This window comes from Marinobacter sp. F3R08 (assembly GCF_018860425.1).
Lineage (GTDB): Bacteria > Pseudomonadota > Gammaproteobacteria > Pseudomonadales > Oleiphilaceae > Marinobacter.
On record NZ_JAHKPI010000025.1, the window covers coordinates 362,769 to 382,771 of the forward strand.

The window sequence follows — 20,003 nt, forward strand, 5'->3', positions numbered from 1 at the left end:
CGCAGTGCGCTGGTTGACTCTAGAGGAACGTCAAGAGCTGCGTACGGACATGGCAGAGGCATCAGCCTGGGCTCGTGCTGAGCTTAGGAAGCGCAGGGCTGTAAAAAATAGCAAAATTTCTGAGCATGGTACAATCAATGGTATTATTTATTAACCCATTAGTAACTGATTGTTTTTATGGTAATATTTGTTTTTATTTATGTTAGAGTGGGAATGATCTCTACGAGCCGGTATTTCGGCTGAGGGTTTGTATTGGATGCATAACCGTTGCTCTGGCCTATACTAGGGCAACGGTTATCGCATTTGTTGCAATTCCGGAAGAGGAGTAAACGCCTGTTCGTCGCCGGGAACTTTGGCAAGGTGGCCCGCCCCGGTTGCAGGACGATCGCCAAACGACTGGACACCCGGCAAGCGGAGGACATCGGCCATCACTGATCGTGTAGACGAGCAGGGAGGGTGGAGATACCTTGTCGTAAATGGCCTCGAAATTAAAGCCAATACTTCCATCATTGGCTTCCATGCGCGCGTTGAAATGACCACCGACTTTTAAATCATTCTCGGCACTGGGACAGTACCAGTCGTCGGAGGCAAAATTCCAGTGGGTGATATGGTTTGGGTCTGTCCAGTACTGCCAGACTTTTTCTGTTGGTGCGGCAATTACGGTGGTGATGGTGATTTGCTGTTTGGTCATGCATCAATCCCTGTATGGTTTATCCGTGGTCAGTAATCATCGAGTATTGTTTTGTTCCATCAATTCCCGCACCGGGCGTATTTCCACACAGCCATAGCGGGCCGGTGGGATTTTTTCTGCCAGCCGAATTGCCTCATTCATATCCCGAGCTTCCAGCATATAAAACCCCGCTAGTTGTTCTTTGGTTTCCGCGAAAGGGCCATCGGTAATTAGCGGTTTATTGTCGCGCACGCGCAGGGTGGTCGCGGTATCGGTGGACAGCAGCGGCGCGCCGTCGAGAAAGTGACCACCCTGTGTTAAGCCGGCAACGCATTCAATACATTCTTGATTCAGGCTGTCCCACTCCTGTTGAGACATTTTCTGCATATTTTTTTCGTCGTAATAGACCAGGCATAGGTATTTCATTGCTTCGTTCCTCGCGTCATAGTTATTTTTCGACCCACTATTTCCTTGTCCCCACCAGTGCAAATAGAGCGCCCTGCGGATCAATGCCATTGATGGTAAAGTCGCCGCCGGGGATTTCGTCGGGTCCGCGGAGGAGTTCTCCACCATTGTCGATAATTCGTTTACAGGCGAGGTCAATATCTGCGCAGCGAAAATAGTATTGCCACATTGGGAGTGGCATATCTTCGGGTTTTCGCATGATGGCGCCGATGACACCGTTGTGGCGAATAAACTCGTAACGGCCCATTGGCCCCATGTCCAACTCACCGTCTTTGCTCCAGCTAAATTCCCTGAAATAAAATGCTTTAGCGGCTTCAGGATCTGTGGTGACCAGTTCGTTCCAGGCGCAGTGACCAATACGGGGCTTGTCTGCCGCAAAGGCTAGGCTGGTCTCATCACTGAGACTCCGCATTATGTAAAAAGGGGTACCCTGCGGATCGGTGACCATAGCGATACGGCCCACGTTGGGAATATCCGTTGGCGGCATCTGCTTGCTGCCACCGGCGCTAATGATATTGGCAATAGCCAGATCGACATCGTCGACGCCAATATAACCTAGCCATACTGGCCTTGCTCCACTTCGACGCATCGCTTCAGTGAGTGTCAGTAAGCCGCAGACATCGTGCGATTCGCCGCTGCCTTTATCATGATTGCTCAAGATGCGGTAATCCATGCCGGGCTGCCCGCTGTCGGTGGCTTGCCAGCCCAGTATCGCGCGGTAGAAAGTTAATGCCGCGTCGCTATTGTCGGTTAATAACTCGTACCAGATAAACTCGCCGTGAGAGTTGGACATGGTTGTTCCCCAGATGAGTGGTGGTGGAGGGGGTGTGACTATTGTTCCAGTGCTACCACCGGCGCAAAGCCGCCGTAAATCATGCGGATACCATCGAAGGGCATCGGGTTTGAGTGGGGGCTGAGGCGAGGGTCATTCTCGCTGGTTGACATCATTTTCTGCATGGCTGCATCGCGTGTGGCTTTATCGGGCCATTCCACCCATGAAAACACCACCGCTTCATTTTCCTGCGCTTGCACGGCCCGACGGAAGTCGGTCACTTTGCCATCGGGTACATCGTCCTGCCAGCATTCGAACACGCGGGTGGCACCCCACTCAATGAAGACGGCGTCTGCCGTTTGGGCGTGTTGAATGAATTGCTCTTTGTTGGTTTTGGGTACGGCGATAACTATTCCGTCAATATAGCTCATGGTCTTGATCCTCTGGGTTTAGCGGGTATTTACATTGATTAGTCGTCCACTGCGGTCGGATTTCGACAGTTCTTAAAATTTTATGCGTAAATTCCCTCTGCGGTGATTGTCGCTCCGTACCATACCGGCGGTTATATCGGTGAGTTGGGGATTGTTGTGGAAGTCCAGTGCCTGGTAGAAGGCCGTGGATATGTCGAGATTTGTGGCGGGCAGGTTTACAAGTATCATCGCTGTCATGGATTGTCATCCTCACTATTGGGTCAGTGACAAGGTGCTCTCTACCTCTAGTCGTGGGTCGCAATAGGATTTCGACAATGCAGCAATAATTTTATGAATGTTTTTGCAGTCGAGCCAAGCGCTGTTGTAGAAAGCGTCGCTCGGGTTCCTGTTGAACTACCTCCAGCGCTTGCTGATAGCAGCTAATGGCTTGCGGGGATTGCCCCAGTCGACGAAACAAGTCAGCGCGAGCGGCATGCAGCAGGTGATAGCGCTGCAGTGCCTTGTGATCTTTGAGTTTATCCATCTCCCGCAGGCCGGCCGCTGGGCCATCGCGCATGGCTACCGCGACGGCGCGATTGAGTTCTACGATGGGCGAGGGGCTGAGCTGAGATAGAAGCTCGTAGAGGCCGGTGATTTCTGCCCAGTCGGTTTCTTCGGCCGAGGGTGCTTCGGCATGGACAGCGGCGATGGCGGCTTGCAGGGTATATATCCCAGGTGGACCGGCTTGCAAAGCCTGGACTACAAGATCACAGCCTTCACTGATCTGGGCGCGGTTCCAGTGTGAGCGATTCTGTTCTTCCAGCGGAATTAAATCACCGTCGGCGTTAGTGCGGCCTCCGCGTCGGGCATCGTGTAACAGCATCAGGGCCAGCAGGCCGGTGATCTCAGCGTGGGGCAATAAACTTTGCAGCAGTCTGTTCAGGCGAATGGCCTCGGCGGATAGGTCTTGCTGGGTTACCGAGCACCCGCTGGAGGCAGAGTAGCCTTCATTAAAAACCAGATATATAGTTGATAAAACTGCGTCGAGCCGAGCCGGTAGTGCGTGTGGCTCTGGCACCGCGTAGGGGATTCCCGCAGCCCGAATTTTGTTCTTTGTCCTGACAATACGCTGAGCCAGTGTCGGTACTGGCACAAGAAAGGCCGCTGCGATAGCCTCGGTGGTTAATCCGCACACTTCACGCAATGTCAGCGCAACTCGCGCTTCGATGGAAAGGCTGGGGTGGCAACAGGTGAAAATGAGTCTGAGGCGGTCATCTTCGAGGGTGCTTTCATCTTCCAGTGGGAGGGTTTGCTCCTGGGTTTCAAGGCTGTCGGCGATGGCTGCCAGGTTGTTGTCGAGGCGGGTGTTTTTGCGCAGCCGGTCGATGGCTTTAAAGCGCCCGGTGGAGACCAGCCAAGCCCGCGGGTTATCAGGGATGCCATCGCGCTGCCACTGTGCCAGTGCAGCAATAAAAGCCTCCTGCATGGCGTCTTCAGCGAGATCGAAGTTACCCTGAAACAGTCGCATCAGCGTGGCTAGTACCCGACTGGCTTCGTCGCGATAGATTGCTGTAATACGTTGTTCAACAGAAAGAGGGGGCATGCTATGGCCTATGCGGAAACCTTCTTCTTGGCGCGCGCGCTCTAGGCATTGTGTCATACTTTATCCCGTTCACCACTTTCTGGTCCGTCAGCGACAGACAGGAAACCATCACCTTTGGCCACTATGATGTCGGTTACCCACGAGGATTTTGGCACTATGCACAACGGCGCCAAGTTGCGGTTTGCTACGATGTTGGCGCAGAAATCTGCCTAACGATAAAAGGTGCCCCCGACGGGAAAGTAGAAACTATGCGTGATGTTGGAGTTTGGCCAGGCAGTGCTGTTACTGCCATTCTCGTCGTTAGCTGGATTTCGACCGCCAGCGCCGATGAGGCTTGCCTGGCGTCAGCACAGTCAGAGTTGGAGCGTCTCTACTGCGAGGTTGTCGAACTCGGTGACGGAGCAGGCCTGCCTTCTCTGGTGGATTTCAAAAGGAATGATCAAAGTGTGCAGGTGCTGTTGTTACGTCAGCCGGCTAAACGTTTGGGACTGACATTGCCCGAGGTTTCGGCCAGCCATATACCTGAAGCTAAACCTGAACCCGATCCGGCCATGCAGTCACGGGAATCTGCGAGTGAATCCGTGTCGGGGTTATCCATTAATCAAAGATTGGCGGGTTGCCAGTTAAGGGGCGAGGTCATCCAGTGCCCGGAAGAGGTCTATGAATTGGTCGGAAATCGCACACTGGCTTCGCTGGAATACGGGGTGCTGAAGCCGAGCAACCGCCTTGACATTGTGCCTTTCGGTGGCAAATATAACGACAATGAAGCTGTACGATCGTATCTTTCGGCAGCTTATGATCGCTATATTCTCAAAATGCTGACCATTGGCCTGGGCGCAAATACCATGAGCTTCACAGCGTTTCACAATGCTTTTCATACACTTGAAAGCGGCGGCGTGGATTTTTCCGAGCGTATGGAGCAGACCTATGAACTGCTCAAGCAGGATCGGAAAACCCTGAATGTGACGACCCGCAACCATGATGAGTTGCCAGAAAGCCTCTCTTTGTGTGAGCCCATTGATCGTGATGTGATCGTGTGCGACAACGTCGGTACAAACTGGGTCTTTGTTCGAACGAATTAACTGACTCTTTTTAGCCTTGGGAAAATCGTTAATCCTGAGCGAGCTTTTTCACTGTTCCGTATGTCTTGTCGCGCTGATCCCGTCTGACGGTGGCCGGTCAAAGCTCTGGGCAGGTAGCTGGAGTGCACACGGGGATCGACTATGCGCTGGCGTACTGCCAGGGAGGCCAGTTGCCAGCGCGCCATTTCCTGGTTCAGGGGCGACTCGCTTGCTGGGCGGCCCGAATGATTTCCTCGCCGATTATATCTTTGTAGCTGTCCCATAACGGTTGCATGGCAGTTTGCCAGGTGGCCAGTTCATCGGCTGAAGGCTCGTATACGGAGACGCTTTTCATTCTGCTCAGTTCAGTCTTGTCGTTAGCGCTCTTAGCTTTGGCCACGGCGTTACCGTATTTCAACGACATATCCAAAGCGAAGCGAAATGAACGTTGCTCTTCTTCGCTCAAACCGCCCCAGAAATCAGAATTCGTGATCAGCATATAATCCAGCACGCCATGGTTGGATATCATCATGTAGGGCTGGTGATCGTAGAACGCCTTAGAAAAAATATTAGACCAAGTATTTTCCTGTCCTTGAATGCGTTGCTCGGCAAGCGCCTGGTAAACCTCGGAAAATGCAATGGGCACGGCTTTGGCGTTCAGCAATTCGAATTGCTTGATGAGTACGTCCGAGTTCATGGTGCGAAAGTGCAGCCCCGCCAGATCATCCGGTTGGGTGAATGGACGGTCTGCTGTCAGTTGCTTTAGGCCGTTGTGCAGGTAACCGAGCCCGAGTATGCCCTGACTTTTCATGCTGGTCAGTAGCGCTTGCCCAGTCGGGCTCTTCTGGAAACGATTCACAGCGTTCATGTCTGGGAAGAGAAAGGGCAGGTCAAAAACCTTAAGTTGTTGGGTGTAACGTTCGAACTTGGAGAGTGACGGCGCGGCAAAGTGAATGCGGCCATCTGCGATGGCGTTGACTGCTTCGTTGTCGTTCATCAGGCTGGAGTCAGAATGGATGATTATCTCGTATTGATCGCCCAGCTTTTTCTCAACGATCGATTTGAACATCTCCGCCATCTTGCCCTTTGGAGTATCGGGCGAGACAACGTGGGAAAAAATCAATGGTTGTGGTGCAGCCCACGAGAGCATGGGCAACAGGAAGGTAATCAGCCCCAGCAGAGTGGAAAGGGTACGACGGTTCATCTAAGTGCTTCCTTTGTGTTATTGGTGGTGGGCTGGTAAATCCGATTAACTCGCGGGGCAGCAGTAGACGTCAGTTCTAGCCCCAGTGCGAATGATTGTCATAATTCTGGACTTGCCTGGTAATCTCCATTCATTATTTTACCAGCCGATACTTACAGGCGGTTCAGCTATAATGTTTGATTTTTGTATTCTGCCGGGCGCTTGGTAGCCTTCATTAAAGACCAGATAAATCACCGGCAGCGCAGCTTCCAGGCGAGCCTGCACCAGAAATGCCGGGGCAATTGTCTCGGTAGTAAGGCTGCATGCCTCCGTATCGTTCGCAGTTACAATGGTTTAGAGAGTCATTTTCTGCGTCGGTAGTGTACTGATTTAGAATAATCTCACGCCTGTTTCTTCCCTATATAAAGTGTCAGGCATTGGTCTCGCCCTTTGAAGTGGGGCAGGGAGGACGCCTCAAGGTCGATGGTGTCGATTTTCCGAAGTAGAATAAGCAATTGATAAAAAGATAAAAATGTCTCTTTGTAACGGAGTGGGAATAGCTGGTGGGCGACCCGGATCGAATGCCTGAAGTGACGGCGGAAGATGAGCGCTGGATGAAGCGTGCACTGCAACTCGCCGCTGAGGCAGCGGCGATAGGCGAGGTGCCTGTTGGGGCTGTCGTGGTTCTGGACGGGAAGGAAATCGGTGCAGGCTTTAATGCTCCGATTTCCGGCTGCGATCCAACAGCACATGCGGAGATCCGGGCAATGCGGGACGCCGCTGCCAGGGTGGGCAATTATCGGCTGTCAGGAGCTACGCTTTACGTTACTCTGGAGCCCTGTACCATGTGTGTGGGTGCCATCGTTCATGCCAGGGTCAGTCGCCTCGTGTATGGTGCTACCGAGCCCAAAGCGGGTGCCATAGAGTCCGCTCGCAGAACGCTAGAGGAACCCCATCTGAACTGGGACGTTGTTGCCGTTGGCGGTGTTTTGGCTCGTCAGTGTGGTCAGGTAATCAGTGAGTTTTTTGGTCGGCGACGGGCTGATATCCGGCGTCTTCGTAATCAAGCTTCAGGGAAGGAGTAATCTCGCGTATGAAAATCCTTGTGACCGGCGGAGCCGGGTATATTGGTAGTCATGTGGTTCGTCAGTTGGGCCAGGCCGGCCACGATATCGTGGTTTTCGATAACCTCTCCACAGGCTATCGCTGGGCAGTAACCGCCGGCGAACTGGTGGTTGGGGATTTGGCGGATGAACAGGCTGTCGATGATCTGTTTTCCCGTCACCGCTTTGAGGCCGTTTTACATTTCGCGGCCAACATAGTGGTGCCGGAATCCGTTACAAACCCATTGAAATACTACGGCAACAATACCCGCAATACCCTCAATCTCCTGAAAGCAGTCGAAAAGCACCGCGTGCCTTACATGGTCTTTTCATCCACTGCGGCGGTCTATGGTATGCCTGAACAGACGGTGCTTACGGAGGACCTGCCGCTGGCTCCGATCAATCCGTATGGTGCTTCCAAGATGATGAGTGAACGGATGATCATGGATCTGGCCGCGGCCTCGAGCCTGAACTACGTGATTCTCCGTTACTTCAATGTGGCCGGTGCCAATCCGGATGGCCTGCTTGGCCAGGCGACGCCTGAAGCTACGCACCTGATCAAGGTGGCCTGCGAATGTGTGACAGGGCAGCGAGCGGGGATGAGTGTGTTTGGTACGGATTACGAAACCCGCGATGGCACCTGCATTCGAGATTACATTCATGTGGAAGATCTGGCCAAGGCCCATGTTATGGCGCTGGATTACATGGCAGGCGGTGGCCCTTCGAAGGTTATGAACTGCGGTTATGGGCGTGGTTTTACCGTTCGCGAAGTCATTGATGTGGTCAAGCAGAAATCCGGCGTGGATTTTCCAGTGACGGAGACCGGGCGTCGTGCCGGCGACCCGGCGGCACTTATGGCGGACAACACTCTTATTCGTCAGACCTTGGGGTGGCAGCCGGATTATGATGACCTGGATACCATAGTCGGCACTGCTCTGGACTGGGAAAAAATTTGGCAAAAGAAAAAAGCAAACCAGACCCAATAACTTTTTTGTCTTCGTATCGGGATTTAAAGGATGAAAATAACGATTTTTGGAACAGGTTATGTTGGCCTGGTGACTGGCGCCTGCCTTGCGGATGTTGGTCATGACGTTCTGTGCATGGATGTTGATCAGCACAAGATTGATAAACTGAAAAATGGCCAGATTCCCATTTATGAGCCGGGTCTGGACAATATTGTGAAGCACACCGTAGAGGCAGGTCGCCTGTCTTTCACCACGGATACGGAAGAAGCGGTTCGCCATGGCACGCTGCAGTTTATTGCTGTGGGTACGCCTCCCGATGAAGACGGCTCCGCCGATCTCCAGTACGTCACTGCGGTTGCGCGCGCCATCGGTGAGTACATGGAGGACTACAAAGTAGTAGTCGACAAGTCGACGGTACCGGTAGGCACCGGCGATAAAGTGAAGTCTGCGGTTCGGGCCCAGTTGGATTGTCGTGGGCTGGAGCTGGAATTTGACGTGGTGTCCAATCCTGAATTTCTCAAGGAAGGCGCAGCGATCAACGATTTCATGAAGCCGGATCGCATTGTTGTTGGTACCGACAGTGAGCGGGCATCGGAGTTGTTGAGGGAAGTGTATTATCCTTTCAACCGGAATCACGATCGCATGATCTTTATGGATCTGCGTTCCGCGGAGCTCACCAAGTACGCCGCCAACTCCATGTTGGCTACCAAGATCAGTTTCATGAACGAAATTGCCAACCTCGCCGAACGACTGGGAGCGGATATTGAGGCCGTGCGCCGTGGCATTGGTTCCGACCCGAGGATTGGTTATCACTTTATTTACCCAGGGTGTGGCTATGGGGGATCGTGTTTCCCGAAGGACGTTCAGGCTCTGGCCCGAACGGCCAGTGATTGCGGGTATGAAGCGCGCCTGCTAAATGCGGTTGAATCGGTAAACTACGCCCAGAAGCACGTGCTTTTCGACAAGATCAGCCACTACTTTGGCGGTGACCTGAAAGGCAAAGTAGTCGCGCTCTGGGGATTGGCTTTCAAGCCCAATACTGACGATATGCGCGAGGCTTCATCCGGAACCCTGATGGAAGATCTCTGGAAAGCCGGCGCGACAGTGCAGGCTTTTGACCCGGAAGCCATGGAAGAAACCCAGCGTATCTATGGCAGTCAAGATGGCCTCACGCTGTGCGGTACAAAAGAGCAGGCTCTCAAAGGTGCGGATGTTCTGGCAATTTGCACCGAGTGGAAAGAATTCAGGTCGCCGGACTTTGAGTCCATCGCCGCGGCTATTCGCGAGCCGGTTGTTTTCGACGGTCGGAATCTCTATGAGCCAGAAATGCTGGAGAGATACGGCTTGATTTACTATGCAATTGGTCGTGGCCGGAACCAGTTTCACTCGGAGTAAACTCAGATGGCAGGAGGACTCTCATGAAGGAGTTGGCGATGTTTCGTCTGCACGACCGAATTGAGGCCGATACTGTTGCTCTGGGGCGTACTTCGTTGTGTGAGATCCGGTTGATGAACGACAGTACCTGGCTGTGGGTGCTGTTGGTGCCAGCGGTTAACGGGGTCCGGGAGATCTATCAATTGTCGGCGGATCAGCAGCATCAGTTGGTAAGGGAGTCTTCTGCTCTCAGCGAGGCCATGATGAATGAGTTCGGTGGCGATAAGATGAATGTCGCTGCGCTTGGCAACATGGTCCCGCAACTCCATATTCATCATATTGTACGGTTCGAGAACGATCCTGCCTGGCCGGCCCCAATATGGGGCAAGCAGGCACCGGTAAGCTACTCCGAAGAGGAGTTGGAGCAGGTCCGGCGGCGGCTGGCCGGAGTGCTTGCCGAACTTCAAGACGGGGTCTGATCGCCTGCAGGGGTTACTGGCATTTTGCCAGGGTCTGGGAGCCGACCAGTATCATTCTGAGCTCGGTTTTCAGTTTGGACTTCAGCTGCTCGCACTCCTCTGGTGTTGCATCCAGAGCCTCGGCTCCCTGGTTGAAGACCAGCGTTACCATGGCTTCTGCCACCAGTCTGGCGTCCGAGAGCGGCGTGTTCTGTTCGCGGGCGATCCTGCGCAGGTCATCCGCCAGTTCGGTAACAAAGTGATCAATTTCTGCTTTCACCGCTGTCCGGAAGGTCGTGGAGACACCGGTTCTTTCCCGTAACATCAGTCGGAACAGGTTTGCGTTGTTGCCCAGATACTCCATGAACGTCTCCACGGACGTCGAGATGGCGCTGCCACCGTCCCGAGCGATCCGCTTTCGGGCCTGACGCATGAGTTGCCGCAGGGCGACGCCGCCTTCATCCACCAGCGCCAATCCCAGTTCGTCGAGCTCTGCAAAGTGCCGGTAGAAGGAGGTTGGGGCGATTCCAGCTTCCCGGGCGACCTCTCTCAAGCTAAGGCTGCCAAAGCCCCGATCTGCACTCAGTTGTGTCAGTGCGGCATCCATGAGTGCTCGCCGGGTTTTCAGTTTCTGTTCCGCTCTGGTGGCCAACGTGAAACTCCATCCGCCGTTTTAAAGGAGGCATTCTAGCCGGCTGAAATCCTGGCGTCATCCGACTGCCTAATTTGCGGGTCTTCACGCCTGATTTTCGGTGTCATTGTGTTTATAATGGTCGGCTTTTCCGCTATGGTCGCAACATTTTTGAGCGGGTACGAATATCGTAGCGCCGGGTGTCGTCGGCTTTTCCGGGACTTCGCGGAGCACGGAATGGCGAAGCAGAGCCAGCAGGGACGTATTTGCAGCGTGTTTCGCAACAGTCGGCCACTTTCGGTGCAGCATTTGAAGCATCAATTTTGAACACATTAAACGTAACGGGAACCGGTATGCGCAGTCATTATTGCGGTGGGATTAACGAATCCCACATTGATCAGGAAGTCACACTTTGCGGTTGGGTCCACCGTCGCCGTGACCACGGTGGGGTTATCTTCCTGGATCTGCGGGATCGGGATGGGATGTCTCAGGTGGTGGTTGATCCTGATACCCCTGAGAGCTTTGCCCTCGCCGAGAAAGTCCGAAGCGAGTTCGTTGTCAAGGTTACTGGCCGGGTTCGTCGCCGTCCCGCGGGTACCGAAAATAACACCATGCCGACCGGGCAAGTTGAGCTGCTGGGCAAGGAAGTCAGTATCCTGAACGCTGCAGCGACGCCGCCGTTTCCGCTGGATGAGCATGTAGACGTGGGTGAAGACGTCCGTCTGAAGTATCGTTTTGTGGACCTGCGTCGTCCAGAGATGATCAACCGACTGCGTTTTCGTTCCCGCGTAACGAGTTACATTCGAAACTACCTGGACAGCAACGGCTTCATGGACGTGGAAACGCCGATTCTGACCCGAGCCACGCCAGAAGGCGCACGGGATTACCTGGTGCCCAGCCGTACCCAGGAAGGCTCCTTCTTCGCGTTGCCTCAGTCTCCTCAGCTGTTCAAGCAGTTGCTGATGGTGTCTGGTGTCGACCGTTACTACCAGATCGCCAAGTGTTTCCGCGATGAAGACCTGCGTGCAGATCGCCAGCCGGAGTTTACCCAGGTAGATATCGAAGCCTCTTTCATTGATGAAGAGACTCTGATGGGTCTGAACGAGGACATGATCCGGGCTCTATTCAAGGACGTGTTGGATGTTGAACTGCCGACGTTCCCTCGCATGCCTTATGCGGAAGCCATGCAGCGTTACGGTAGTGACAAGCCGGACCTCCGTATCCCTCTGGAATTGCTCGACGTCAATGATCTGGTCGAGGGTGTCGACTTCAAGGTGTTTGCAGGGCCTGCAAAAGATCCTAAGGGTCGGGTTGCCGCGCTGCGGGTTCCTAAAGGCGGTGAGCTGACACGTAAACAGATCGACGAGTACACCAAGTTTGTCGGCATTTATGGCGCCAAGGGTCTTGCCTACATCAAGGTCAACGACCTGTCCAAGGGCGCGGAAGGCCTGCAGTCGCCAATCATCAAGTTCCTGGGTAATGATGTGGCCCTGGCGATTATGGAGCGAGTGGGGGTAGAAGACGGTGATATCGTCTTCTTCGGTGCGGACAAGACCAATGTGGTCAACGAAGCCCTGGGTGCACTGCGTATCAAGGTTGGCCACGATCTGGAAATGCTGACCTCCGAGTGGGCACCACTGTGGGTCGTCGATTTCCCGATGTTCGAGGAAACCTCAGACGGTGGCCTGACCGCGATTCACCATCCGTTCACTGCGCCGTCCTGCAGTCCGGAAGATCTGGCCGCAGACCCGGCTAATGCGCTTTCCCGTGCCTACGACATGGTGTTGAACGGTACTGAGCTGGGCGGTGGTTCCATCCGTATTCACGATGAGGCGATGCAGGAAGCGGTATTCCGTATCCTCGGTATCGGTGAAGAAGAAGCCCGTGCCAAGTTTGGCTTCCTGCTGGACGCTCTGAAGTTCGGTTGTCCGCCTCATGGCGGCCTGGCGTTCGGTCTGGATCGTCTGGTGATGCTGATGACCGGTGCTACCTCTATCCGTGACGTGATCGCGTTCCCGAAAACCCAGAGTGCCACCTGTCTCATGACCCAGGCACCGGGAGAAGTGGACGAAAAGCAGTTGCGTGAGTTGCATATCCGTCTGCGCAAGCCGTCGAAGCCGGTCGAAGGCCACAAGGCGGAAGCCGGTGAGGGCAACGAGTAAGTCAGCTTGAACCGACGGTAACTGTGCGCAGGGGTGGGGGAGTTATGGACGATAACCCACGCCTGCGCGCGGACATCGCCGCCGAGATCTTAGAATCGCTGTAACCATTCAGGGGCACCGATGTGGCAATAATTCTGGGCGTTGATCCCGGATCAAGAATTACCGGTTACGGCGTCATTCGAGTCGAAGGCCGGCACATCGAGTACATAGACAGCGGTTGCATCCGGGTGGGTGAAAAACCCATGGCCGAGCGCCTTCAGAACATCTTTCAGAGCCTTGCTACCCTGATCGGGGAATACCGTCCCGAAGAGTTTGCCATTGAGCAGGTATTCATGGCCCGCAATCCGGACTCGGCGCTGAAACTTGGTCAGGCCAGGGGGGCCGCCATTGTGAGTGCGGCCAACAGCGGGCTGGCAGTCCATGAGTACTCGGCCCGGCAGGTAAAGCAGGCCGTGGTTGGCAAAGGCGGCGCCGACAAGTCCCAGGTTCAGCACATGGTACAGGTGCTGCTTTCTCTGCCACGCAAGCCCCAGGCAGACGCTGCCGATGCTCTGGCAATTGCAATGTGCCACGCTCATATGAGCCAAAGTATCCTGCGCGTGGCCAGTGGTGCCGGCAAGGTCAGAAGCGGTCGTGTCCGACACAACTAAACCGCTCGTGCGAGCGACAGGAGATACAGCTTGATTGGTCGTATCCGAGGTATTCTGGTTGAAAAGGCTCCGGCTCAGGCGTTGGTGGAGTGCGCAGGCCTTGGCTATGAAGTCGATATCCCCTACACCACCTTCTTTCATTTGCCCGAAACCGGTGCGGAAGTCACCTTGCATACCCATTTTGCTGTGCGGGAGGATGCCCAAAGCCTCTATGGCTTTGCGTCGATGCTTGACCGGAACCTGTTCAGGCTGCTGATCAAGGTTAACGGTGTCGGTCCAAAGCTGGCGATAGGGATTCTTTCTGGTCTGGATGCCCAGCAATTTATTCGCTGTGTGGAAAATCGTGACGTCGCCTCACTCGTCAAGCTACCCGGAGTTGGCAAGAAAACCGCTGAACGGCTTCTTATTGAAATGGCGGACCGGATAGGGCAACTTGAAGGGCAATTTGTGCCAGCGTCGCCTGAGACGACAGGAATGGGTCACGGAGCCGCTCAGCCCCAGTCTGGCGGGGCGATGGCGACCGAAGAAGCCGAAGCTGCTCTGATTGCGCTGGGTTACAAGCCACAGGAGGCCGCAAAGGCTATCAGCAAGGTGGCTGAGGACGATATGACAAGTGAAACGCTTATTCGGTTGGCTCTGAGAAACATGATACCGGCCTGATCACGAAAACCTGTCGCGAATCTGTAGAGAGCGTAACGTGACACCTGCCAAGCCCTTTGTACAATTGGGGCTGCGCTGGAATAGCGGGCAAACGTGAGGCACGATGTTGATTCCCACACTATGGGTGATGCCATGATCGAATCCGACCGGTTGATTACGGCCCGGGCCGGTGAATACGAGGAAGTACAGGACAGGGCCATTCGCCCGACGCTGCTGGCTGAATATGTTGGCCAGCCTACGGTTCGTGAGCAGATGGATATTTTTATATCCGCCGCACGCGGCCGTCAGGAAGCGCTCGACCACGTTCTGATCTTCGGTCCTCCTGGTCTTGGTAAGACAACCCTGGCCAATATCATCGCCAATGAGATGGGAGTATCCATCAAGACCACCTCGGGGCCGGTCCTGGAAAAGGCCGGTGATCTGGCGGCCATGCTTACCAACCTCGAAGAAGGTGACGTTCTTTTCATTGATGAAATTCACCGTCTCAGTGCCGCGGTAGAGGAAGTCCTCTATCCCGCGATGGAAGATTACCAGCTGGATATCATGATTGGTGAGGGGCCGGCGGCTCGTTCCATCAAGCTGGATCTGCCGCCCTTTACTCTGGTGGGCGCCACCACCCGCGCTGGTTTGCTGACATCCCCGCTAAGGGATCGCTTTGGTATCGTTCAACGCCTTGAGTTTTATAATACGGAAGATCTTACCAGCATTATTATGCGCTCCGCGCGCCTGTCCTCGGTTTCGGTTGATGAGGCCGGGGCATTCGAGATAGCGCGCCGCTCGCGGGGCACCCCGCGAATCGCCAACCGCCTGTTGCGCCGGGTCCGCGATTTTGCCGAAGTACGTTCAGATGGTCGTATCACCTCTGACATAGCCGACCAGGCCCTGAACATGCTGAAAGTGGATAATCAGGGCTTCGATCATATGGATCGTCGACTGTTGCTGGCAATGATTGAGAAGTTCGATGGTGGTCCTGTTGGTGTCGAGAGTCTTGCGGCTGCAATCAGCGAAGAGCGGGGCACTATTGAGGATGTGCTCGAACCCTTCCTGATTCAGCAGGGGTATATGGTGCGGACGCCAAGAGGACGCATGGTGACATCCAACGCCTACCAGCACTTTGGCGTCATTCCTTCGAAATCGGGCAAGGAGGACGATCCGTTTGGCTGAACAGGCAGCAGAAGCAAGGTTCGAACTGCCCATTCGGGTCTATATCGAAGACACCGACGCCGGTGGCATCGTGTTCCATGCCAAATACCTTCATTACATGGAGCGTGCCCGCACGGAGTGGGTGCGTAGCTGCGGAGTCGGTCTGAGGGCTGGCCTTGCTGACAACATCAGCTATGTCGTGCAAAGGCTGTCCATCCATTATGCTGTACCGGCAAAGCTTGATGACGAATTACGGGTCACTGCTGAGCCTGTGGCTTTTGGTCGGGTATCGATGGATTTCCGGCAGCGCGTAATACGTGCCGGAGACGGGAAACTGCTCAGCGACAGTGACGTTCGGGTGGCCTGTGTCGCGCTCGACACCGGTCGCCCCCGCCGTTTGCCGGCAAACATGCAGGATTTGCTGGCCAGGAATGTCCAGCCCACTGAAACGATAAACAGAATTAGCCAGGAGTAAGAAGTGGATTCAGAACTTTCAGTCTGGTACCTGATTGCCAATGCCGGTGTGCTGGTGCAGCTGGTCATGCTTTTGCTGGCCCTCGCGTCCATCATGTCCTGGGCCCTTATTTTTCAACGCTTACAGGTTTTCCGAAAAGCAAAGCGAGCGCAACTCGCGTTTGAAGAGCGTTTCTGGTCCGGAATGGATCTGGGTCAGCTGTATCGTGAGGTCAATTCCGAGCCGACACCGTTCTCCGGCATGGAATCCCTGTTTCGCGCTGGCTTCAAGGAGTTTTCTCGGCTGCGACAGCAAAGCCGTGACGCAGACGCGGTGATGGAAGGGACCCAGCGAGCCATGCGCGTTGCCTTCTCACGGGAGCAGGAGCGGTTGGAGACCAGCCTGCCGTTTCTGGCAACAGTCGGCTCCACCAGTCCTTACGTCGGCCTGTTTGGCACCGTCTGGGGGATTATGAATTCCTTTCGTGGCCTGGCTCAGGTTCAGCAAGCTACCCTTGCGACAGTGGCTCCGGGTATATCGGAAGCCCTGATTGCGACGGCCATGGGTCTGTTTGCCGCGATTCCTGCAGTCATCGCGTATAACCGTTTCTCGGCCATGTCGGATGCGCTGCTGAAGAATTACGAAACCTTTGCTGATGAGTTCTCAAGCATTCTGCATCGCCGGGTTCACCAGAGTGAAAAGGGTTCCGCATGATGACGGCAGGTCCCTTGATACCGGAACAGGCTAGGAGCACCGCTTTATGAAAGGCATGGGCATGATGCCGGAGCAACGGCGCAAGCCAATGTCGGAGATCAACGTGGTCCCCTACATTGACGTAATGCTGGTGCTTCTCATTATTTTCATGGTCACCGCCCCGATGCTCACTCAGGGGGTCAAGGTTGATCTTCCGCAAACCACGTCCGATCCGATTCAAGCGGACAAGGATGTGGAATCCATTATCGTTTCCGTGGATGCCAATGGCGCCTATTACGTTGAGATCGGTGACGAGGGCAGCGACCCCATGTCACTGGGGGATTTGCGTGCACAGATAACGAAAGTTCTCTCTCAGCGTTCATCAAGTGAGATTCTGGTTCGCGGTGATGAAAACGTCCCGTACGGCACCGTTGTCAGGCTGATGGCTGAATTACAGGGTGCCGGGGCCAGCAGTATCGGTCTGATTACGGAATCACCCCGGGACGACAATTGATACCGGTACGGGCAGGAATGTTGTGAGAGATCACCAGCGCGAAGTAACCACAACCGGAGTGCCACCCTGGAAATCACCGGTGGCACTGTCGGTGGCGTTGCATCTGCTGATTCTGGGCGTTGCGCTGGCCGGCTGGTCGTGGACGAGCTCCGAACACGAGCCGCCGCCCAGAAGCATATCGGCCCGTTTGATTACACAGCAAGAGCCTGAACCCAGCCCCGTTGTGGAGCCGAACGATCAGCAGGAACGTAACGAAGAGCGCCGGGCAGAAGAACAGCGTCGTCAGGCGGAAGCCGCGCGCCAGGAAGAAGCCCGTCGGATCGCAGAGCAGAAGCGTCAGGACGAACAGGAAAAGCGTCAGCAGCAGGAAGAGCGTGAACGTCAGGTAGCCGAGGCGAAGGAACGGGAAGCACAGAAAGCGCGTGAAGCTGAAGCCGCGCGTCAAAAGGCCAGGGCCGAAGCCAAGGAGCAGGCGCGGCAGAAAGCTGAAGAAGAGAAACGCCGGCAGGAAGAAGCAAAACGCCTGGCGGAAGAGCAAAAGCGCAAGCAGGAAGAGCAGCGCAAGCGTGAGGAGGCTGAGCGCAAGCGACAGGAGGAGCAGGCCCGGCAGGAAGCTGAGCGCAAACGCCTTGAGGCTGAGCGGAAGCTCCGCGAACAGCAACTCGAAGCCCAGGCAGACGCGGCTCAGAAGGCTCGGGCAGAAGAGGCCCGTCGTCAACAAGAAGCGGCTGCTGCGAAAGCCCGTGAGGCGCAGATGCTGTCCGAGAGCGAGAAGTATCAGGCGCTGATCCGGGAGCGCTTGAGTCAGAAGTGGTATCCACCATCGTCGGCCACGGAAGAGATGACCGCGCGCCTGCAGATTACGCTGTTGCCAACCGGTGAACTCGCTGGTGTTAAATTGGTTGGTACCAGTGGAAACACAGCCTTCGACAATTCCGCTCTGAGTGCAGTACGCTCATTGAACCGTTACCCGATACCGAAAGAGCGGGATACGTTTGAGCGGTATTTCCGACAGTTCACGATTGAATTCAATCCACGCCGGATGATCAGATAACGAAATGGATAACGCCATGACACATCGGATTTCCAACAAACGGTTCAGAACGTTCCTTATAGTGTTTGTTCTGTTTTTTGTCGCCGTGTCGGGCGCGAGGGCAGAGCTGTTGATCCGCATCACTGAAGGTGCGAATGCTGCAATTCCCGTCGCGGTGGTGCCCTTTGCCGAGTCCGGTCAGGTTCCTGCCGGGGATAAAGTCAGCACGATTGTTCAGTCAGATCTGACCATGACAGGCGAGTTTCGTACCCTGCCTCCCGGAAAGATGCTGAGTCTGCCTTCCCGCCGGGAAGAAGTGTATTTTCGCGACTGGCGCCTGCTCGGCCAGCGTTACGTCCTGGTTGGGGCGCTTACTCGAAGCGGGGATCGTATTGAAGCCCGGTTTGAGTTGTTCGATGTAAACCGCGAAGAACGGATTCTGGGGGAAACCGCTGCTGCTCCTGCGTCCAATATGCGCTCTCTGGCGCACCACATCAGCGACAAAGTGTATGAGGCTATCACCGGTGTCCCGGGCGCCTTCTCTACCAAACTTGCCTACGTGACGCTGGACAACGTCACTGGAAAGCCTCGTTATCGGCTTCAGGTGAGCGATGTGGATGGCAAGCGTGCACGGATCAGGCTGGAAAGCCAGGAGCCTATTCTCTCACCGGCCTGGTCACCAGATGGCAAAAGGCTGGCCTATGTTTCGTTTGAGACAGGGAAACCGGTGATTTTTGTTCACGAGCTTGCCTCGGGTAAGCGTACCAAAGTTGCTGATTTTCCAGGATTGAATTCCGCTCCCGCGTGGTCGGATGATGGTCAATCTCTATTGATGACGCTTTCTAAGGACGGTAACGCCGAAATTTACAGGATGGATCTGGGTAGCCGGCAATTGACCAAGCTCACCAATCACTGGGCAATTGATACCGAAGCAAGCTGGGATGCCGATGGCAGCGGCATTTTCCTCACCTCGGACCGCTCCGGTGGCCCACAGATCTATCATATGGAAAGGCCGGGCGCTGAGCCTCGCCGTATTACCTTTGGCAGTCGCTATAATGCACGTCCAAGGCCGGATGATGATGGTCAGTTTGTTTACTATGTGCATCAACGGGACGGGGCCTTTCACATCGCTCGTACCGAGTTGAAAACCGGTGAGGAAACCATACTTACCCGCACCGGGTCTGATGAGTCTCCCAGTGTTGCTCCGAATGGTCGGATGCTGATCTACGCCACACGTCAGGGTGGAAGCAACGTACTTACGGTCATTTCTGCCGATGGTGGGGCAGCATACAGCTTGCCGGCGGCCGAAGGGGATGTCCGGGATCCGGCCTGGGGGCCTTTGGTTCGTTGATTGTCCGGCAATTTCGGGGCCGGCAGTCGTTCAAATAATTTCGTCACTCAACTGAAAGGAAGAAAACTATGAATTTCCCAGCTCAATCAAAAGCATTTGCACTGTTGTTGTCTGTTGGTCTGGTCGCTGGCTGTAGTTCCACGGGTGGAACGTCTGAAGACGGTGGTGAATACGGCTCAGACGTTGCAGCGGTGGATCAGGAAGGTGGTTCCACTGTTTATGGTGGTGACGATCAGGATGGTGTGTCTTCGTCATCCATGACCGATCAGGAGCGTATGGAAGCGCAGGAACAAGCTGCACAGCAAGCGCTGCGCGAAATCACCGTGTTCTACTTTGATTTTGACACCGCCGAAATTAATCAGGAAGCCCGTGACGTGCTGGTGGCGCACGCTCGTTTTCTCGCCAATAACCCGGGACAGGGTGTTCGTGTTGAGGGGCATGCTGATGAGCGCGGTACCAAGGAATACAACCTGGCTCTTGGCGAGCGTCGTGCCAACGCCGTACAACGCTTCCTGATCGTCAATGGTGCTTCACGTGGCCAGATCGAAACCGTAAGCTATGGTGAAGAGAAGCCGGCAGTGATGGGTTCCAGCGAAAGCGCGTGGGCTCAGAACCGTCGTGTAGAACTCGTATTTGAGTAATTACACA

General features: G+C 54.8%; 23 protein-coding genes. 15 read left to right on the forward strand and 8 right to left on the reverse strand.

From position 1 onward, the window contains the following. Positions 1–277 precede the first annotated feature (277 nt). From KO499_RS17035 to KO499_RS17060, 6 genes are all read right to left on the reverse strand, one after another. Positions 278–691: an SRPBCC domain-containing protein gene (locus KO499_RS17035; protein ID WP_215984957.1), complete on the reverse strand. Its 414-nt coding sequence runs from the start codon at positions 689–691 to the stop codon at positions 278–280. 36 nt (positions 692–727) lie between these two features. Further along, positions 728–1,096 (reverse strand): YciI family protein, encoded by a 369-nt coding sequence (locus KO499_RS17040; RefSeq protein WP_215984958.1) that lies wholly within the window; start codon positions 1,094–1,096, stop codon positions 728–730. 37 nt (positions 1,097–1,133) lie between these two features. Beyond that, the gene (locus tag KO499_RS17045; RefSeq protein WP_215984959.1) at positions 1,134–1,928 is read right to left on the reverse strand and encodes a VOC family protein; all 795 of its coding nucleotides are present in this window, start codon (positions 1,926–1,928) and stop codon (positions 1,134–1,136) included. A gap of 38 nt (positions 1,929–1,966) precedes the next feature. Then, a complete protein-coding gene (locus KO499_RS17050) occupies positions 1,967–2,338 on the reverse strand; it encodes a DUF1428 domain-containing protein (RefSeq protein WP_215984960.1) in 372 nt (123 codons plus the stop codon). Positions 2,339–2,410: 72 nt separating this feature from the next. Next, a complete protein-coding gene (locus KO499_RS17055; RefSeq protein ID WP_215984961.1) occupies positions 2,411–2,575 on the reverse strand; it encodes a hypothetical protein in 165 nt (54 codons plus the stop codon). A gap of 91 nt (positions 2,576–2,666) precedes the next feature. Continuing rightward, positions 2,667–3,920, reverse strand: coding sequence for an RNA polymerase sigma factor (locus KO499_RS17060; RefSeq protein ID WP_215984962.1), 1,254 nt, complete (start codon positions 3,918–3,920; stop codon positions 2,667–2,669). Between the two features lie 50 nt (positions 3,921–3,970). Between KO499_RS17060 and KO499_RS17065 the strand changes: the two genes are divergently transcribed. Continuing rightward, complete coding sequence (locus tag KO499_RS17065) at positions 3,971–5,002, forward strand: hypothetical protein (RefSeq protein WP_228340024.1); 1,032 nt, start codon at positions 3,971–3,973, stop codon at positions 5,000–5,002. Positions 5,003–5,195: 193 nt separating this feature from the next. On the opposite strand, the gene KO499_RS17070 is transcribed toward KO499_RS17065, so the two are convergent. Then, positions 5,196–6,185, reverse strand: coding sequence for a DctP family TRAP transporter solute-binding subunit (locus tag KO499_RS17070; RefSeq protein ID WP_215984963.1), 990 nt, complete (start codon positions 6,183–6,185; stop codon positions 5,196–5,198). A gap of 560 nt (positions 6,186–6,745) precedes the next feature. Here KO499_RS17070 and tadA point away from each other — a divergent pair. The 4 genes from tadA to KO499_RS17090 are packed head-to-tail and all read left to right on the forward strand — an operon-like array spanning position 6,746 to position 10,085. Then, on the forward strand, positions 6,746–7,249 hold the full coding sequence (gene tadA / locus KO499_RS17075) for a tRNA adenosine(34) deaminase TadA (protein WP_215985436.1): 504 nt from the start codon (positions 6,746–6,748) through the stop codon (positions 7,247–7,249). 8 nt (positions 7,250–7,257) lie between these two features. Continuing rightward, positions 7,258–8,253 (forward strand): UDP-glucose 4-epimerase GalE, encoded by a 996-nt coding sequence (galE, locus tag KO499_RS17080; RefSeq protein WP_215984964.1) that lies wholly within the window; start codon positions 7,258–7,260, stop codon positions 8,251–8,253. A 30-nt stretch (positions 8,254–8,283) separates the two neighbouring features. Next, positions 8,284–9,627: a UDP-glucose dehydrogenase family protein gene (locus KO499_RS17085; protein WP_215984965.1), complete on the forward strand. Its 1,344-nt coding sequence runs from the start codon at positions 8,284–8,286 to the stop codon at positions 9,625–9,627. A 23-nt stretch (positions 9,628–9,650) separates the two neighbouring features. Then, the gene (locus tag KO499_RS17090; RefSeq protein ID WP_215984966.1) at positions 9,651–10,085 is read left to right on the forward strand and encodes an HIT domain-containing protein; all 435 of its coding nucleotides are present in this window, start codon (positions 9,651–9,653) and stop codon (positions 10,083–10,085) included. 13 nt (positions 10,086–10,098) lie between these two features. Here the strand turns inward: KO499_RS17090 and fabR are convergent, their stop codons facing one another. Beyond that, positions 10,099–10,716: an HTH-type transcriptional repressor FabR gene (fabR, locus tag KO499_RS17095; protein ID WP_215984967.1), complete on the reverse strand. Its 618-nt coding sequence runs from the start codon at positions 10,714–10,716 to the stop codon at positions 10,099–10,101. Positions 10,717–11,048: 332 nt separating this feature from the next. On the opposite strand from fabR, the gene aspS reads away from it, so the two are divergent. The 10 genes from aspS (at position 11,049) to pal (ending at position 19,996) form a co-directional block, all read left to right on the forward strand. Then, on the forward strand, positions 11,049–12,857 hold the full coding sequence (aspS, locus tag KO499_RS17100; RefSeq protein WP_215984968.1) for an aspartate--tRNA ligase: 1,809 nt from the start codon (positions 11,049–11,051) through the stop codon (positions 12,855–12,857). 122 nt (positions 12,858–12,979) lie between these two features. After that, positions 12,980–13,507 carry a crossover junction endodeoxyribonuclease RuvC gene (gene ruvC / locus KO499_RS17105; protein WP_215984969.1) on the forward strand — a complete coding sequence of 176 codons (528 nt, stop codon included), beginning with the start codon at positions 12,980–12,982 and terminating at the stop codon, positions 13,505–13,507. A gap of 30 nt (positions 13,508–13,537) precedes the next feature. After that, complete coding sequence (ruvA, locus tag KO499_RS17110; RefSeq protein ID WP_215984970.1) at positions 13,538–14,167, forward strand: Holliday junction branch migration protein RuvA; 630 nt, start codon at positions 13,538–13,540, stop codon at positions 14,165–14,167. A 132-nt stretch (positions 14,168–14,299) separates the two neighbouring features. After that, complete coding sequence (gene ruvB / locus KO499_RS17115) at positions 14,300–15,331, forward strand: Holliday junction branch migration DNA helicase RuvB (RefSeq protein ID WP_215985437.1); 1,032 nt, start codon at positions 14,300–14,302, stop codon at positions 15,329–15,331. After that, complete coding sequence (gene ybgC / locus KO499_RS17120) at positions 15,324–15,785, forward strand: tol-pal system-associated acyl-CoA thioesterase (protein WP_215984971.1); 462 nt, start codon at positions 15,324–15,326, stop codon at positions 15,783–15,785. The genes ruvB and ybgC overlap by 8 nt, the downstream gene beginning before the upstream one ends. Before the next feature lie 3 nt (positions 15,786–15,788). Beyond that, a complete protein-coding gene (gene tolQ, locus KO499_RS17125; protein WP_215984972.1) occupies positions 15,789–16,478 on the forward strand; it encodes a protein TolQ in 690 nt (229 codons plus the stop codon). Between the two features lie 46 nt (positions 16,479–16,524). After that, entirely contained in the window at positions 16,525–16,971 is a 447-nt protein-coding gene (gene tolR / locus KO499_RS17130) for a protein TolR (RefSeq protein WP_215984973.1), read from the forward strand. A gap of 79 nt (positions 16,972–17,050) precedes the next feature. Continuing rightward, positions 17,051–18,025: a cell envelope integrity protein TolA gene (tolA, locus tag KO499_RS17135; protein ID WP_215985438.1), complete on the forward strand. Its 975-nt coding sequence runs from the start codon at positions 17,051–17,053 to the stop codon at positions 18,023–18,025. A 16-nt stretch (positions 18,026–18,041) separates the two neighbouring features. Next, positions 18,042–19,355, forward strand: a complete 1,314-nt coding sequence (tolB, locus tag KO499_RS17140; protein ID WP_228340025.1) for a Tol-Pal system beta propeller repeat protein TolB — start codon at positions 18,042–18,044, stop codon at positions 19,353–19,355. Positions 19,356–19,423: 68 nt separating this feature from the next. Continuing rightward, a complete protein-coding gene (gene pal, locus KO499_RS17145) occupies positions 19,424–19,996 on the forward strand; it encodes a peptidoglycan-associated lipoprotein Pal (protein WP_215984975.1) in 573 nt (190 codons plus the stop codon). Positions 19,997–20,003: the final 7 nt, after the last annotated feature.

Bases quoted from the DNA above. Each gene is read 5' to 3' on its own strand.
- KO499_RS17035 (WP_215984957.1), bottom strand. From the start codon at position 691: ATGACCAAACAGCAAATCACCATCACCACCGTAATTGCCGCACCAACA.
- KO499_RS17040 (WP_215984958.1), bottom strand. From the start codon at position 1,096: ATGAAATACCTATGCCTGGTCTATTACGACGAAAAAAATATGCAGAAA.
- KO499_RS17045 (WP_215984959.1), bottom strand. From the start codon at position 1,928: ATGTCCAACTCTCACGGCGAGTTTATCTGGTACGAGTTATTAACCGAC.
- KO499_RS17050 (WP_215984960.1), bottom strand. From the start codon at position 2,338: ATGAGCTATATTGACGGAATAGTTATCGCCGTACCCAAAACCAACAAA.
- KO499_RS17055 (WP_215984961.1), bottom strand. From the start codon at position 2,575: ATGACAGCGATGATACTTGTAAACCTGCCCGCCACAAATCTCGACATA.
- KO499_RS17060 (WP_215984962.1), bottom strand. From the start codon at position 3,920: ATGCCCCCTCTTTCTGTTGAACAACGTATTACAGCAATCTATCGCGAC.
- KO499_RS17070 (WP_215984963.1), bottom strand. From the start codon at position 6,185: ATGAACCGTCGTACCCTTTCCACTCTGCTGGGGCTGATTACCTTCCTG.
- tadA (WP_215985436.1), top strand. From the start codon at position 6,746: ATGCCTGAAGTGACGGCGGAAGATGAGCGCTGGATGAAGCGTGCACTG.
- galE (WP_215984964.1), top strand. From the start codon at position 7,258: ATGAAAATCCTTGTGACCGGCGGAGCCGGGTATATTGGTAGTCATGTG.
- KO499_RS17085 (WP_215984965.1), top strand. From the start codon at position 8,284: ATGAAAATAACGATTTTTGGAACAGGTTATGTTGGCCTGGTGACTGGC.
- KO499_RS17090 (WP_215984966.1), top strand. From the start codon at position 9,651: ATGAAGGAGTTGGCGATGTTTCGTCTGCACGACCGAATTGAGGCCGAT.
- aspS (WP_215984968.1), top strand. From the start codon at position 11,049: ATGCGCAGTCATTATTGCGGTGGGATTAACGAATCCCACATTGATCAG.
- ruvB (WP_215985437.1), top strand. From the start codon at position 14,300: ATGATCGAATCCGACCGGTTGATTACGGCCCGGGCCGGTGAATACGAG.
- tolR (WP_215984973.1), top strand. From the start codon at position 16,525: ATGAAAGGCATGGGCATGATGCCGGAGCAACGGCGCAAGCCAATGTCG.
- tolB (WP_228340025.1), top strand. From the start codon at position 18,042: ATGACACATCGGATTTCCAACAAACGGTTCAGAACGTTCCTTATAGTG.
- pal (WP_215984975.1), top strand. From the start codon at position 19,424: ATGAATTTCCCAGCTCAATCAAAAGCATTTGCACTGTTGTTGTCTGTT.